This is a genomic window from Streptomyces flavochromogenes (assembly GCF_000717595.1).
GTDB lineage: Bacteria > Actinomycetota > Actinomycetes > Streptomycetales > Streptomycetaceae > Streptomyces > Streptomyces flavochromogenes.
In genome coordinates, this window is the sequence record NZ_JNZO01000045.1 from 12,950 (window position 1) to 27,042 (window position 14,093).

Sequence of the window (14,093 nt, forward strand, 5' to 3'; positions counted from 1 at the left end):
GCTCACCTGCCCGGCTCGTGACCGCCTCGGCTCAGATCGCGGCGGCCCGCACGCACAGCACGTCCGGCAGGTGGTCGGCGAGGAGTGCCCAGCTGTCGCCGTCGTCGGCGCTCCCGTACACCTCGCCGTTGCGGTTGCCGAAGTACACGCCCGCGGGGTCCGCGTCGTCCGTGCACAGCGCGTCCCGGAGCACCGTGCCGTAGTGGTCGCCCTCGGGCAGGCCCCGGCTCAGCGGCTCCCAGGTGGCTCCGGCGTCGGTCGTACGGTAGACCCGGCACCGGCGGCCGGCCGGGACCCGGTCGGAGTCCGCGGTGATGGGGAAGACATAGGCGGTGTCCGGGCGGTGCGGGTGCGCGGCGACCGCGAAGCCGAAGTCGGACGGCAGGCCGGAGCCGATGTCCGTCCAGCTGGCGCCCGCGTCGTCGCTGCGGAAGACGCCCCAGTGGTTCTGGAGGTAGAGCCGGTCGAGATCGCCCGCGTCCTGGGCGATCTTGTGGACGCACTGTCCGAAGACCGGGTGCGGATCCGGCAGGAACACCGCCGACACGCCCTTGTTGGAGGGCTCCCAGGCGGCCCCGCCGTCCTGCGAGCGGAACACGCCGGCCGTGGACACGGCGACGGTGACGGCCGCCGGGTCGCGCCGGTCGGTCACCACGGTGTGCACGGCCTCGCCGCCCCCGCCCGGCACCCACTGGGAGCGGGTCGGGTGCTCCCACAGCGGGCGGACGAGCTCGAAGGACTCCCCGCCGTCCCCGGACCGGAAGAGCGCGGCCGGCTCCGTCCCCGCGTACACGACGCCGGGGGAGTGTTCGGGTGCCGGGTGCAGCTGCCAGACGCGCTCCAGGGAGGCGCCGGTGTCCTCGGGGAACTTGACGGCCGGCCGCGCCGGTTCGGTCCAGGTCCTGCCGAGGTCGTCGGAGTGGAAGACGGACGGGCCCCAGTGGGCGCTGTCCCCGCCCACGAGCAGCCGCGGGTTCGGCCCGCGGGTGTCGATGGCGACCGAGTAGACCGCCTGTGCGGGGAAGGCCGGATCGTCGAACTCCCATCGGCCGTCGTGCCTGCGGCCGATGAAGAGCCCCTTGCGGGTGCCTACGGTGAGGAGTACGTCGGGCATGGCTGCCAACCTCCAGGACGCCGTTGTCGCGGATACGGGCCAGTCTGCACCCGGCCACTGACAACGGCTCCCGGACACTCCCGGAGACGCCCGCGCCACGCCGTACGCCGGCGATTCAGGGGCCAGCGGTCGCCTCGCGGTCCTCAGATCGCCCAGGCGTACTGCGGCGGCGCCTTGTGCGTCGACGCGCCCAGGTCGCGGGCGGCGCGGCGGGCCCAGGAGGCGTCCCGCAGCAGCTCGCGGCCGAGGAGGACCGCGTCGGCCTCGCCGTTGGCGAGGATCTTCTCGGCCTGGTCGCTCTCGGTGATCAGACCGACGGCGGCCACCGGCAGCCCGGTCTCGGCCTTGACGCGGGCCGCGAAGGGCACCTGGTAGCCGGGGCCGACCGGGATCTCGGCCGGTCCGCCGTTGCCGCCGCTGGAGACGTCGAGGAGGTCGACGCCGTGTTCGCGCAGGAGCGCGGCGAACCGTACGGTCTCGTCGACCGTCCAGCCCTGTTCCTCCAGCCAGTCGGTGGCGGAGATGCGGAAGAAGACGGGCAGCTCCTCGGGCCACACGGACCGCACGGCGTCGACGACCTCCAGGGCGAGCCGGGTCCGGTTCTCGAAGGAACCGCCGTACGCGTCGGTGCGGTGGTTGCTGTGCGGGGAGAGGAACTCGCCGATCAGATAGCCGTGGGCGCCGTGCACCTCGACGACCTGGAAGCCGGCGTCGAGCGCGCGGCGGGCCGCGTCCGCGAACTGCCCTGTGATCTCCCGGATCCGGTCGACGGTCAGCTCGGTCGGCACCGGGTAGCCCTCGGCGAACTCGACGGGGCTGGGCGCGACGGGCTGCCAGCCGGGACCGTCCTCGGGGACGGGCCCGCGGCCCTCCCAGGGGCGCTTGGTCGAGGCCTTGCGTCCGGCGTGGCCGATCTGGATGCCGGGGACGGTGCCGTGGTCCTTGAGGAAGCCGGCGATGCGGCGGAGGGCCTCGGTCTGGGTGTCGTTCCAGAGGCCGAGGTCCGCCGGGCTGATCCGGCCCTCCGGGGCGACGGCGGTCGCCTCGACCAGGATCAGTCCGGTGCCGCCGGTGGCCCGGGAGGCGTAGTGGGCGAAGTGCCAGTCCGTGGCGACACCCGCGTTCGGTCCCGTCATCTCCGCCGAGTACTGGCACATGGGCGCCATCCAGACCCGGTTGGGGACGGTCAGCGACCGCAGGGTGTAGGGCTCGAACAGGGCGACGCTCATGACGGACTCCGTTTCGGGGTGCCTCGAAGGACGCTAGTACGGTAACCATCGTAGTACGGCATCTGTCAAACTACGAGAGTCCTCGTACAATGGCCCGTATCCCGGATGAAGTGGAGCCGCCGCCATGACGACCGCCACCAGCTCTCGCGCCCTCGAACACCCCACGCGCGACCAGATCCGACTGGAGGCGGTGCTGCACGCGCTCGCGGACCCGGTGCGGCTGCGGATCGTGCGGGACATGGCGCGCGAGCGGGCCGAGCTGAGCTGCTCGTACTTCGACCTTCCGGTGACCAAGTCCACGACGACGCACCACTTCAGGGTGCTGCGCGAGGGCGGAGTCATCCGGCAGACGTACCGCGGTACGGCCAAACTCAACGCCCTGCGCGAGGACGACCTCGAAGCCCTCTTCCCGGGCCTGCTGGCCACGGTCCTGGCGGCGGCCGACGCCCAGGTCACGCGCGAGGACGCGACGGCCTAGCCGCCGGTGAGGGCGGGAGGGCGCGACTCTGCGCCCGGGCCGACCGCGAGGACGCGACGGCACGGACGCCGGTGAGGGCGGGAGGGCCCGGGTCCGCCGTACCCCCTCACAGACCCCGCATCCTCCCGATCTCCGCCGACTGCTGGGCGATCACGTCGTTCGCCATCTCCTCCACGAGGACGTTGTTGCCCTCGCTCAGCACCTCGGCGGCCATCGTCACCGCCCCCTCGTGGTGCGTGATCATCAGCTTCAGGAACAGCTCGTCGAAAGCCTTGCCCTTCGCGTTCCGGAGCTCCTTCAGCTGTGCCTCGCTCGCCATGCCCGGCATCGAGTGATGGTCGTGGCCCGCCTGTTCGCGCGGGCCACCGTTGTTTTTCAGCCAACCTTCCATCGCGCCGATCTCCGGCTGCTGCGCCGCCGCGATCCGTTCGGCGACGCCCTTCACCTGGGCGGAGGCGGCCCGCTGCGGGGCCAGCGCGGTCATGGTGAGGGCCTGCCGGTGGTGCACGACCATCATCTGCACGTAGGTGAAGTCGGCGCTGTTCGGGCTCTGGTCCGGAAGCAGCTTCGCGGCTTCCTCGGGGGATATCCGCCTGGCCGGTTCGCCGGGCTTGCCCGGCGCGACCACGGTCCCGGCCGAACTCCCGGCCTCCGGTGCGCCCTTGTCGGACCCCGATTCGCAGGCGGTCAGGGCGAGTACGGCGACGGCGGACAGGGCCACGGCGACGACGGCACGCTGACGGCGGATCAACAACGCGACCTCCAGATGTTCTTGCGGGGACAGTGACCGTTCCTAGCACTTTTCTCGGGGCTACCGATCAAAAACCTTCATTACGTCTGTGTTGCCATCTGTTGAGATGTGCACGGCAAGGAAGATACTGCCGGGGTCCAACACCCGTTCAACGCTGAACGGATACCAGGGAGGACGGAGTGACTTCGTTGCGTACCCCGCGTACCACGTCCAGCACGCGCGACCCGCGTGCCAGGCTCAGACGCCTTGGCGTGGCATCCGCCGCGGCCGGACTGCTGGCCACCATGCTCATGGCGGGCCCCGCCACCGCGACCCCCGACCCCGGAGACGTGCCCGCCCAGGGCAAGGTCTCCGCGGAGCAGGCGGCCGAGGCGCGTGCCGCGATACAGAGCGGTGAGATACCCGGCGTGGACGAGATCGTCCACAGCTCGAACATCGAGCACCTTGCCAACATCCCCAAGGACGCCCTCCCGGGCACCAACTCGGACCTCGCCTTCCAGGGCAAGTACGCCTTCGCCGGCAACTACGACGGCTTCCGGATCTTCGACATCAGCAACCCGAAGTCCCCGAAGACCGTCGCCCAGGTCCTCTGCCCGGGCTCCCAGAACGACATCTCCGTCTCCGGGAACCTGCTGTTCCTCTCGACGGACTCCTCCCGGAGCGACAACTCCTGCGCCAGCACGACGCAGCCCGCCTCGGTCAAGGAATCCTGGGAGGGCATGAAGATCTTCGACATCAGCGACGTCCGGAACCCGAGGTACGTCGCCGCCGTCGAGACCGCGTGCGGCTCGCACACCAACACGCTGGTTCCCAAGAAGCGGGACGTCTACATCTACGTCTCGTCGTACTCGCCCAACGCCGCGTTCCCGGACTGCCAGCCTCCGCACGACGGCATCTCGGTCATCAAGGTGCCCCGCAAGGCGCCCGAGAAGGCCGCGCTCGTCGGCTTCCCCGTCCTCTTCCCGGGCGAGGGCCCGGACGGCGGCGGCAACCCGGGCGGCCCGACCAACCCGGGTGTCTCCAAGACCACGGGCTGCCACGACATCACCGTCCTCCCGGAGAAGGACCTCGCGGCGGGCGCCTGCATGGGTGACGGCATCCTCTTCGACATCGAGGACCCCGAGCACCCGCGGGTGATCGACCGTGTCCAGGACAACGTCAACTTCGCGTTCTGGCACTCCGCGACCTTCAACCAGAAGGCCGACAAGGTCGTCTTCACCGACGAGCTCGGCGGCGGCGGCGCGGCCACCTGCAACGCCGCGGTCGGCCCGAACCGTGGCGCCGACGGCATCTACGACATCGTCGGCAAGGGCAAGAAGAGCAAGCTCGTCTTCCGCAGCTACTTCAAGATCCCGCGCCACCAGGCCGACACCGAGAACTGCGTCGCCCACAACGGCTCGCTGATCCCGGTCAAGGGCAAGGACATCATGGTCCAGGCCTGGTACCAGGGCGGCATCTCCGTCTGGGACTTCACCGACTCCCGCAAGCCCAAGGAGATCGCCTACTTCGAGCGCGGCCCGCTGTCCGCCACCACCATCGCCACCGGCGGCTCGTGGTCCGCGTACTACTACAACGGCTACATCTACTCGAACGACATCGCCAAGGGCTTCGACGTCCTGAAGCTCTCCGACCGCCGTACCGACCCCGCGAAGCGGATCCGGATGGACGAGCTCAACGTCCAGACCCAGCCGGACTACTTCGACTTCGATCACTGACCGGAGTCGTGACCGCCGGCCGTCCGCTCGCGACGGCCGGCTGACGGCCTGACCACCGGCGCGCCGTCGGGCGGACCCCCGTCCGGCGGCGCGCCCGCCTCCCAGTCCAGGCCGTAGCGGTGGAACAGCTCCGACCGCAGCCGCGCCAGCGGCATCTTGGCGCCCGGCAGCAGCACCGCCACCACAGCGCCCATCAGCAGGGCACGCAGCATCGGATAGTCCGTGTCCACGTCCTCGGAGCCGTACCGCGCCACCGTGTCCCGCAGCAGGAACGCGAGGCGCTGCTGCTCCTCGCACTGGACGAACCCCTCGGCCTGCAGAATGCCCGCCATATGGGTCCTCATCAGGGTGGGGCGTTCCGCGGCGAGCCCCAGGATCGCGTCGATCGCGCGCGCCATGCGCTCACGGCCGTCCTCCGTGCGCGGCTCGCGCTCCAGGGCCGCTTCCAGGGTGAGATGCATCAGCCGGTGCACCGCGGCCTGCAGAAGCTGCCGCTTGCCGGGGAAGTAGTACGAGATCAGCCCCCGCGCCGAACCGGCCCGCTCCGCGATGTCGCCGAGCGTCGTCGCCTCGTAGCCATGTGTGTCGACCAGCTCCACCGTGGCCTGCAGAATGCGCTCCCTCGACCTGCGCCGAAGCTCTTCATTGACCGATGGGCTACGCGGGGACATGCTGGACTCCTGCGTTGACTGGCTGCCAGCCAATATACTCGGCGCATCCCGTCGGGCTGCCCTCGTGGCAGACCGCCGGGTACGCCGTCTGTTCTGGGCGACACGGGGGATCGTCCAGAACAGGCGGCCTCATTCTGTTCCTCCCATTCTGCGCCCCTCGCCGTCGCTCGTTCCGGGCCCGGCCCGGGGAACGCGACGCTCGCTCCAGCGGTACGTCAGGACCGCGGTGGCCACGCAGCACCAGCCGAGCAGCCAGCCCCCGAGCACGTCCGAGGGCCAGTGCACGCCCAGATAGACCCGCGTCCACCCCACCCCGAGCACCGAGACGACCGCCACGCTCGTGACGGCGCCCCAGCCGCGCCACTCACCGCGCCAACGCAGCGCGAGGACCCAGAGCAACAGCCCGCAGGTGACCATGGCCGTCATCGCGTGCCCGGACGGGAACGCGGCGAAGCGCGCCGAGTCGACCGGGTCGGTCCACTGGGGCCGGTCCCGCCCCACCAGCGTCTTGAGGCCCTGCTGGAGCCCCACGGCCAGCAGACTCGTCGCGGCCACCCACACGGCCAGCCGCCGCTCCCGCCCGCACCACAGCAGCACCACCGTCGCGGCGGCCAGCGCACGCATCGTCCACGGGTCCCACACCCAGTCGCTGAGGACCCGGTTCACCTGGGTCAGCCCGGGCTCGGCCACCGCGTCACGGTGGAGCGTCTCGGTCACCGACCGGTCGAAGGAGAGCAGCGGCGTCCACCCCACGACGACGAGGACGAGCAGGACGGCGGTCAGGACCCCGGAGATCACGGCGGAGGAGCGCATGCGTCGATCCTGCCCGACGATCGGCCCCCGACCCATCCTCCCCGCTCGTGTGCGCGTGGCCCACGACTTGACCGGCGTACCTGTCGTCACCCCTGTCCCAGCGCGCTGAGCGCCGGGACGAAGGCCACGAGCACCGGGACCACCGGCACCAGGGAAGCGGCCGCGGTGAGCCGGAGCCGGCGGCCCGCGGTGAGCCGGGGCGCCGCGGTCAGCAGCCGGTTCACCCGTCGCGGCAGATCACCGTACGGGGCCTGTCCGGGCCCGAACACACCCCGGTCCTCGTTCAGTTCGACCAGCGCGAGCGCGATCGTCAGCCGCCCGAACCGGCGCGAGGCCACGTCGTCGGCGGCCAGCTCCACCAGCCGGTGCATCTCCTCGCGGAACGCCGTGAAGACCGGGATCCCCGGGAACCCGGCCGCCAGCGCCGCCGAGGAGTGCCGCAGCCAGTCGTGCCGGGCGCGCGCGTGCCCCTGCTCGTGCGCGAGGACGGCGTCCAGCTGACGCCCCTTCAAGCGTCGCAGCGCCGCCGTGGTGATGACCAGCTGGGGTGTGCTCCCCGCCAGCCACCAGGCGTTCGCCCGCTCACCCTCCAGGACCACGAGGCGCTCGCCGCCCGGCTGCTCGCCGGGGAGCAGGGGCGCGCGGACGAGCAGATCGCAGCGGCGCTGTCGGCGCCGCGACCGGGCCTGACTGAACTCCCGGCCCAGCATCGCCCCGGTCCACACCCCGCCGGCCGCCAGGGCGACCGCGAGTACCGCGGACCAGGGCCCGGTCGTCCCCAGTTCGTACGCGTCGATCACCGCGCGCGGCGCGGGCGCGAAGATCTGCCCCCGTACGGCCTGCCAGGCGGTCGACGCGCTGAACGTCATGGAGAGCGCGAAGCTCAGCAGCACGGCGGCGATCACGCACTGCCACACCCAGAGGGCCACCACGGGTTCTCGCTCGACCCAGTCCGCCCGGGACAGCAGCCGGGGGGCCGCGAGGGCGGTCAGAACTCCGAGCAGGAACAGCGCGAGGGAGACCCACATGGCGTCAGCCTATGAGCGCGGTACTGGTCGGGGGTATGCCCCGGGACGGCAAGTGACGTACGCCACGGTTTGGTTGCGCCGGGCCGCCCCTCAAGGACCGGTCAGGCGCCGGGCGGAACTCACAGCGTCACCAGCATGGCCAGCATCGCGAGCGCCATCGACAGCCGGCAGGCGAGCGTCAGCTCCGGGCGGGCCGCCCGGTCCGGCCCCGGTCCGCGGCCGGGACCCGGGCCGCCCGCCGTCGCAGGTATCGCGACGGGCACGAGTCTCGTGCCCGCGTGCAGCACGTACGCCATGTAATAGAGGAGCAGTCCGCCCGTGAGGACGGGTACGCCGCCCGTCGTGCCCGCCGTGTGCCCCGCGTGCGCCCCCGCGCCGGGAGCCGCCATCGACACCGCCATGTACACCATGGCGAGCGAGCCGACGAAGTGGTGCAGATGGTGTCCGCCGTGGCGGATCGCCGCGAGACCGTGCAGTGCCGCGCCGCCGAACACCGCCGCGTACACCGCCCAGCTCCACTCAGGCGGCGTGAGCGCCGCCGCGGGCAGCGCCATCGACGCCATCCCGAAGCCCATCAGCGCCTCGCCGCCCGCGGCTCGCCGCTCCTCCCCGGCGCACGCGCGCATCCGCAGCAGGCAGTACACGCCTGTCACCGCGCAGAGCACGACCGCCAACCACCCGGACAGGGCCGGTCCGTGCACGGCACACCTCCCCCTCGAAGCCGTCCCTCTCCGGAGGATGCCCGGGTCCGGCCGGGCACACGCGGGCGCACGGGCGCGCACAGGTGTACGAGGGGGAGTGAAAGGCGCGGGCGTTAGGCTCGGGACGATCGCGTACGACGATCGTCAGCGCCCGAGGGGAGCCCCGTTCACATGGACACCGCCACGTCGCAGGAGACCGGCCGGATCAGCTACCGCGAGGCGGTCCTGGACGATGTCCCGGCCCTCGTCCCGCTCGTCGAGTCGGCCTACCGGGGCGACGCAAGCCGGGGTGGCTGGACCACCGAGGCGGACATCCTCCAGGGGCAGCGCACCGACCCCGAGGGCGTCGCCGCCGTGATCACCACTCCGAACAGCCGGCTCCTGGTCGTCGAGCGCGACGGCGAGATCGTCGCGTGCTGCCAGCTGGAGCACCGCGCGGAGGCCGCCTATTTCGGGATGTTCGCGGTCCGCCCCGAACTCCAGGGAGCGGGTCTGGGCAAGCGGATCATCGCGGAGGCCGAGCGCCGGGTCCGCGAGCTGTGGGACGTCCGCGAGATGCACATGACGGTGATCTCCGTACGCGAGGAGCTCATCGCCTGGTACGAGCGCCGCGGTTACCGGCGCACCGGGCGGATGACCCCCTTCCCGTACGGTGACGAGCGCTTCGGCCTGCCCCAGCGTGATGACCTGGAGTTCGAGCTCCTGGTGAAGCCGCTGAGCTGACGAACGCGGCGGAAGGGTGGCTTCCCCCCTGACTGACAGGAAAAACTTCTGTGATCAGGGGGGTCGCGCAGGATAATTTCTCTTGCTCCCTCTTGTGGCTGAGAACCGTCCACGGTTACGGTGTCTTAACGCGAGGTTCTCCTGTGGAGGAAGAGGCATGACGGAAATTCTTGTGCAGGACGTGACTGGTGGGGGGATATCCACCGCCGCCCGGGTGATCGACCACCCCGCCTGGCCCGAGCTCAAGAATGCCGTGGAGGAGATCCGCAGCTGGCAGAGCGCGGACGGTTCCATCGACTTCGAGCGCGAGGACGCGCCCGCCAGGGCCCTGGCCGAGCTGACCCTCGACCGGGTCACCGCCGCGGTCGAGCAGCTCTCCCCGCTCGTCCCGCACGACGGTGCCTACCACCGCGCCCTCGTCTCCGACCTGCGCAAGTGGGCCGAGAGCGGCTTCACCGTCCCGGACTTCCTGGACTCCCTGCTCGCCTTCCAGCCGGCAGCCGACCGCGTGGACGGGCTCCAGCACCTGGTGCTGTTCCCGATGTACACGCAGAACGGCAACCCCGACCGCAACCTCGAAGCCGTCGTGCTCCGTATGGTGTGGCCGGAGTGGCTCGCCGAGCTCGAGCGCACCCGCTACGACAACCCGCTGTTCTGCGGCATCACGTTCGAGGACTTCACCGCCGGTTACGACACCAACTCGGCCGTCCTCTTCCCGGAGACCATCGCCGTCCGCGAGGCCCCCGAGCGCTTCACCTGGGGCGGGATCTTCTGCGACCGCGAGGCCGCCCGCTTCCGCAAGGTCACCGAGGCCGCCGTCGACACCCTCGGCATCCAGCTGCCCGCCGACATCGCCGCGATGATCGACGACCAGGAGCGCTGCGAGAAGGCCTTCGTGCTCTGGGACATGGTCCACGACCGCACCCACAGCCACGGTGACCTGCCCTTCGACCCCTTCATGATCAAGCAGCGTCAGCCCTTCTGGATGTACGGCCTGGAGGAGCTCCGCTGCGACCTCACCGCCTTCAAGGAGGCCGTGAAGCTGGAGGCCGAGGGCAACACCCACGGCCGTGACGTGCAGTACGCGGTCCTCTTCGACCGGATGTTCCGCTTCCCGCTCTCCGGCGACCGCAACCGCAACTACGACGGTCTCGGCGGCCAGCTCCTCTTCGCGTACCTCCACAAGAACGACGTGGTGCGCTGGACGGACAACACCCTCAAGATCGACTGGCAGCGGGCCCCCGAGGTCACCAACCAGCTCTGCGCCGACATCGAGAAGCTCTACCGCGACGGCATCGACCGCCCCAAGCTCGTCCACTGGTTCAAGGCGTACGAGCTCGTCTCCACCTACCTCGCCCCGCACCCGGGCTCGAAGTGGGCGAAGGGTCCTGACGCCCTCGACCTCTCCCTCCCGCCCCGCAAGCTCGTCGACGACGTGCTTCCGGACGAGTTTCCGCTCAGCATGTTCTTTGAGGCCCTCGCCAAGAAGCTGAAGGGCGTGATCGCCGGCACCAAGGGGATCACCGCCGCCGACGTCTCTCGGACCGAGCAGGCCGAGCGGGCTGCCGCGTGAGCGCTCGTACCGACGACACGGAGGAGGCGTCGCCCATGACCGCCAACGGAAACGGCGGGCCGCTCGACGGCGCCGTCATCGCGGTCGCCGGTGCGGCCGGCCCGGCAGGGCGCGCGACGCTGATGCGCCTCGCCGAAGCGGGCGCGACCGTCGTCGGCTCCGACGCGGACCCGGCGCGCCTCGCGGAGGCCGTCGACGCCGCCCGCTACGCCCACGGCGGCGCCAAGGTCGTCGGTGACACCGTCGACCTGCTCGACCTGGCCGCCACGCGCGACTGGGCCGCGAAGACGGAGAAGGAGTTCGGCCGGATCGACGGCCTGGTCCACCTCGTCGGCGGCTGGCGCGGCAGCTCCTCCTTCACGGAGACCGACCTCGCGGACTGGGACTTCCTGGAGAAGCTCCTCATCCGCACGGTCCAGCACACCTCGCTCGCCTTCCACGACGGGCTGCTGCGGGCCGGCGGCCGCGGCCGCTACGCCCTGATCAGCCAGGTCGGCGCGCACAAGCCGCTCGCCAACAACGCCGCGTACAACGCCGGCAAGGCGGCCGCCGAGGCCTGGACCCTCGCGATGGCCGACTCGTTCCGCAAGCTGGGGGGCGACGACGGCCCGCAGGCGGCGGCTGCGATCCTGGTGATCAAGGCATTGGTGCACGACGCCATGCGCGCCGAACGCCCCAACGCGAAGTTCGCGGGCTTCACCGACGTCAAGGACCTGGCCGACGAGATCGCCGGGCTCTGGGACAAGCCCGCCCAGGAAGTGAATGGACAGCGTCTGTGGCTGACCCCCAAGCCGTGACCGCGGCCCTCGGCCCCAGGACCGACGCACGTCGTCACCACGACCCGTCGGTCCGGGGCTTCGCCAGCGACAACTACGCCGGCGCCCACCCCGAGGTCCTCGCGGCCCTCGCCCTCGCCAACGACGGCCACCAGGTCGCCTACGGTGAGGACCAGTACACCGAGCACCTCCAGCGGATCATGCACAGCCACTTCGGCCCCGCCGCAGAGGCCTTCCCGGTCTTCAACGGGACCGGGGCGAACGTGACCGCCCTCCAGGCGCTCACCGACCGCTGGGGCGCCGTCATCTGCGCCGAGTCCGCGCACATCAACGTGGACGAGGGCGGGGCGCCGGAGCGCATGGGCGGCCTCAAGCTGCTCACCGTGCCGACCCCGGACGGCAAGCTCACCCCCGAGCTGATCGACCGGCAGGCGTGGGGCTGGGAGGACGAGCACCGGGCGATGCCGCAGGTCGTCTCGATCACCCAGAACACCGAGCTGGGCACCGTCTACACGGTGGAAGAGATCCGTGCGATCGTCGAGCACTCGCACGCCAAGGGCATGAAGGTGCACCTCGACGGGGCCCGGATAGCCAACGCCGCCGCCTCGCTCGACGTACCGATGCGGGCGTTCACCAACGCCGTGGGCGTCGACGTCATCTCGTACGGCGGCACGAAGAACGGCATGCTCTTCGGCGAGGCGATCGTCGTCCTCAACCCCGACGCGGTCAGCCACATGAAGCACCTGCGCAAGCTGTCCATGCAGCTCGCGTCGAAGATGCGCTTCGTGTCGGTGCAGCTGGAGGCCCTCCTCGCGAAGGACCTGTGGCTCCGCAACGCCCGGCACGCCAACGCGATGGCCCAGCGCCTCGCGGCCGGTGTGCGCGAGCTCGACGGGGTGGAGATCCTCTACCCGGTGCAGGCCAACGCGGTCTTCGCCCGTCTGCCGCACGACGTCACCCGGCGGCTCCAGGAGCGGTTCCGCTTCTACTTCTGGGACGAGTCGGCCGGCGACGTGCGCTGGATGTGCGCCTTCGACACCACGGAGGACGACGTGGACGCCTTCCTCCAGGCCCTGAAGGAAGAGCTCGCGCGCTGAGTCTTCCTGAATGGATATGCGGCCGGACGGAAAGTCATTGACTTCCGTCCGGCCGTTTCCGTACGCTCCACGCGCATGGAACGCAGGGAACTCGTCCAGCAGAATCCCGACATCGCCGCCTACCTGGCCGCGAGCGAGGCCGTCGACCACGACCATCCGGTGGTCCGGGCCGTCGTGCGCCGCCTCGCCAGTGAGTGCCCCGGTGCATACGCATACGCCGAGGCGGCCTACCGGTACGTACGTGACACCGTCCCGCACTCCGCCGACGCCGGCGACCCCCGGGTCACCTGGCGCGCCTCCGACGTCCTGGAGCGGCGCACCGGCATCTGTTATGCCAAGTCGATCGCGTACGCCGCGCTCCTGCGGGCCCGTGGCGTCCCCGCCGCCCTCTGCTACCAGCGGCTCGCCGACGACGACGGCTCGAACCCCGTGATCCACGGTCTCGTCGCCGTGCTGCTGCCGGGGGAGCGGGGCTGGGCCCGCCAGGACGTGCGCGGGAACAAGCCCGGAGTCGACGCCCACTTCTCCCTGGGGGAGGAGCGGCTGGCCTGGACCGTACGGCCGGAGTTCAATGAAGTGGATTATCCAGTGCTCTACACTGAACCGCATCCGGCTGTTCTGGACGCGCTGCGCGCCGCGCCCGACCGGCCGTACCTCTGGCGGACGCTCCCCACGGAGCTCTGACCCCGGACATCAGCGAACGGCGGACCATGACCCTCACGCTCACCGTCTCCGACGAGGTGCGCACCCTCGTGCCCGGCTTCACCGCTCTGGTGATCGAGGCCCACGGCCTGGTCAACGGGCCCAGCGACGAGGCCAGTTCGGCTCTCCTCGACGACGCCGCGCGCCGGCTCGCCGAGCGGCTCGACGGCAGGACCCCGGACCAGGACCCGCACATCGCCGCCTGGCGCGCCGCGTACACGGCGTTCGGCGCCAAGCCCTCCCGCACCCGCAACTCCGCGGAGGCGCTCGCCAGGCGGGCGCTCGCGGACGGCGGGCTGCCCCGCATCAACCGGCTCGTCGACGCCTACAACGCGGTGAGCGTCGCCCACCTCATCCCGGTCGGGGGCGAGGACCTGGGCAGGATCCGGGGCGCCATGCGCCTGGTCCGCGCCACCGGCGGCGAGCCCTTCGTCACCATGGCGGCCGGCGTCGAGACGGTGGAGCACCCGGAGGCCGGGGAGATCGTCTGGTGCGACGAGGAGGGTGTGACCTGCCGCCGCTGGAACTGGCGCCAGGGCCCCCGCACCCGCATCGACGACGACACCGTCGACGCGTTCTTCCTGCTCGAAGCGCTCGCCCCGATGACGCGGGACGAGCTCCTCGCGGCGGGCACCGAACTGGCGGAGTCGCTGGAGAAGCTCAGCCCGGGAGCCCGGATCGCGGTCCGCGACCCGGAGTGACGATTCAGCGGGGGGTCGTTC

15 protein-coding genes are annotated in these 14,093 nt (G+C 71.1%); 8 read left to right on the forward strand and 7 right to left on the reverse strand.

Annotated features, from left to right (window positions below):
• Window positions 1-31: 31 nt before the first annotated feature.
• A complete protein-coding gene (locus tag IF00_RS0137235; RefSeq protein ID WP_030325996.1) occupies window positions 32-1,114 on the reverse strand; it encodes a WD40/YVTN/BNR-like repeat-containing protein in 1,083 nt (360 codons plus the stop codon).
• Window positions 1,115-1,257: 143 nt separating this feature from the next.
• A complete protein-coding gene (locus IF00_RS0137240) occupies window positions 1,258-2,343 on the reverse strand; it encodes an NADH:flavin oxidoreductase/NADH oxidase (RefSeq protein ID WP_030325998.1) in 1,086 nt (361 codons plus the stop codon).
• Window positions 2,344-2,467: 124 nt separating this feature from the next.
• On the opposite strand from IF00_RS0137240, the gene IF00_RS0137245 reads away from it, so the two are divergent.
• On the forward strand, window positions 2,468-2,821 hold the full coding sequence (locus IF00_RS0137245) for an ArsR/SmtB family transcription factor (protein ID WP_030325999.1): 354 nt from the start codon (window positions 2,468-2,470) through the stop codon (window positions 2,819-2,821).
• A gap of 106 nt (window positions 2,822-2,927) precedes the next feature.
• Here the strand turns inward: IF00_RS0137245 and IF00_RS0137250 are convergent, their stop codons facing one another.
• Entirely contained in the window at window positions 2,928-3,575 is a 648-nt protein-coding gene (locus IF00_RS0137250; RefSeq protein ID WP_051820819.1) for a DUF305 domain-containing protein, read from the reverse strand.
• 281 nt (window positions 3,576-3,856) lie between these two features.
• On the opposite strand from IF00_RS0137250, the gene IF00_RS0137255 reads away from it, so the two are divergent.
• Window positions 3,857-5,287 (forward strand): LVIVD repeat-containing protein, encoded by a 1,431-nt coding sequence (locus tag IF00_RS0137255; protein WP_078945012.1) that lies wholly within the window; start codon window positions 3,857-3,859, stop codon window positions 5,285-5,287.
• On the opposite strand, the gene IF00_RS0137260 is transcribed toward IF00_RS0137255, so the two are convergent.
• The 4 genes from IF00_RS0137260 to IF00_RS0137275 all read right to left on the reverse strand — a co-directional run bounded on the left by IF00_RS0137260 (window position 5,281) and on the right by IF00_RS0137275 (window position 8,500).
• On the reverse strand, window positions 5,281-5,958 hold the full coding sequence (locus IF00_RS0137260; RefSeq protein WP_030326008.1) for a TetR/AcrR family transcriptional regulator: 678 nt from the start codon (window positions 5,956-5,958) through the stop codon (window positions 5,281-5,283). The genes IF00_RS0137255 and IF00_RS0137260 overlap by 7 nt on opposite strands.
• 129 nt (window positions 5,959-6,087) lie before the next feature.
• Window positions 6,088-6,771, reverse strand: coding sequence for a phosphatase PAP2 family protein (locus IF00_RS41845; RefSeq protein ID WP_245234735.1), 684 nt, complete (start codon window positions 6,769-6,771; stop codon window positions 6,088-6,090).
• 86 nt (window positions 6,772-6,857) lie between these two features.
• The gene (locus tag IF00_RS0137270; protein WP_030326012.1) at window positions 6,858-7,799 is read right to left on the reverse strand and encodes a M56 family metallopeptidase; all 942 of its coding nucleotides are present in this window, start codon (window positions 7,797-7,799) and stop codon (window positions 6,858-6,860) included.
• Window positions 7,800-7,918: 119 nt separating this feature from the next.
• Window positions 7,919-8,500: a DUF5134 domain-containing protein gene (locus tag IF00_RS0137275; RefSeq protein ID WP_030326013.1), complete on the reverse strand. Its 582-nt coding sequence runs from the start codon at window positions 8,498-8,500 to the stop codon at window positions 7,919-7,921.
• Window positions 8,501-8,671: 171 nt separating this feature from the next.
• Between IF00_RS0137275 and IF00_RS0137280 the strand changes: the two genes are divergently transcribed.
• The 6 genes from IF00_RS0137280 (at window position 8,672) to IF00_RS0137305 (ending at window position 14,072) form a co-directional block, all read left to right on the forward strand.
• Complete coding sequence (locus IF00_RS0137280) at window positions 8,672-9,223, forward strand: GNAT family N-acetyltransferase (RefSeq protein WP_030326016.1); 552 nt, start codon at window positions 8,672-8,674, stop codon at window positions 9,221-9,223.
• 157 nt (window positions 9,224-9,380) lie between these two features.
• A complete protein-coding gene (locus IF00_RS0137285) occupies window positions 9,381-10,796 on the forward strand; it encodes a DUF6421 family protein (RefSeq protein ID WP_030326018.1) in 1,416 nt (471 codons plus the stop codon).
• 35 nt (window positions 10,797-10,831) lie between these two features.
• Entirely contained in the window at window positions 10,832-11,593 is a 762-nt protein-coding gene (locus tag IF00_RS0137290; RefSeq protein ID WP_030326020.1) for an SDR family oxidoreductase, read from the forward strand.
• Window positions 11,590-12,669, forward strand: coding sequence for a threonine aldolase family protein (locus IF00_RS0137295; protein ID WP_030326022.1), 1,080 nt, complete (start codon window positions 11,590-11,592; stop codon window positions 12,667-12,669). The genes IF00_RS0137290 and IF00_RS0137295 overlap by 4 nt, the downstream gene beginning before the upstream one ends.
• Before the next feature lie 75 nt (window positions 12,670-12,744).
• Complete coding sequence (locus IF00_RS0137300) at window positions 12,745-13,353, forward strand: transglutaminase-like domain-containing protein (protein ID WP_030326024.1); 609 nt, start codon at window positions 12,745-12,747, stop codon at window positions 13,351-13,353.
• Between the two features lie 26 nt (window positions 13,354-13,379).
• Window positions 13,380-14,072, forward strand: a complete 693-nt coding sequence (locus IF00_RS0137305; protein WP_030326026.1) for a B3/B4 domain-containing protein — start codon at window positions 13,380-13,382, stop codon at window positions 14,070-14,072.
• The last annotated feature ends 21 nt before the right edge of the window (window positions 14,073-14,093 follow it).

Bases quoted from the DNA above. Each gene is read 5' to 3' on its own strand.
- IF00_RS0137235 (WP_030325996.1), bottom strand. From the start codon at position 1,114: ATGCCCGACGTACTCCTCACCGTAGGCACCCGCAAGGGGCTCTTCATC.
- IF00_RS0137240 (WP_030325998.1), bottom strand. From the start codon at position 2,343: ATGAGCGTCGCCCTGTTCGAGCCCTACACCCTGCGGTCGCTGACCGTC.
- IF00_RS0137245 (WP_030325999.1), top strand. From the start codon at position 2,468: ATGACGACCGCCACCAGCTCTCGCGCCCTCGAACACCCCACGCGCGAC.
- IF00_RS0137255 (WP_078945012.1), top strand. From the start codon at position 3,857: ATGCTCATGGCGGGCCCCGCCACCGCGACCCCCGACCCCGGAGACGTG.
- IF00_RS0137260 (WP_030326008.1), bottom strand. From the start codon at position 5,958: ATGTCCCCGCGTAGCCCATCGGTCAATGAAGAGCTTCGGCGCAGGTCG.
- IF00_RS41845 (WP_245234735.1), bottom strand. From the start codon at position 6,771: ATGCGCTCCTCCGCCGTGATCTCCGGGGTCCTGACCGCCGTCCTGCTC.
- IF00_RS0137270 (WP_030326012.1), bottom strand. From the start codon at position 7,799: ATGTGGGTCTCCCTCGCGCTGTTCCTGCTCGGAGTTCTGACCGCCCTC.
- IF00_RS0137280 (WP_030326016.1), top strand. From the start codon at position 8,672: ATGGACACCGCCACGTCGCAGGAGACCGGCCGGATCAGCTACCGCGAG.
- IF00_RS0137285 (WP_030326018.1), top strand. From the start codon at position 9,381: ATGACGGAAATTCTTGTGCAGGACGTGACTGGTGGGGGGATATCCACC.
- IF00_RS0137290 (WP_030326020.1), top strand. From the start codon at position 10,832: ATGACCGCCAACGGAAACGGCGGGCCGCTCGACGGCGCCGTCATCGCG.
- IF00_RS0137300 (WP_030326024.1), top strand. From the start codon at position 12,745: ATGGAACGCAGGGAACTCGTCCAGCAGAATCCCGACATCGCCGCCTAC.
- IF00_RS0137305 (WP_030326026.1), top strand. From the start codon at position 13,380: ATGACCCTCACGCTCACCGTCTCCGACGAGGTGCGCACCCTCGTGCCC.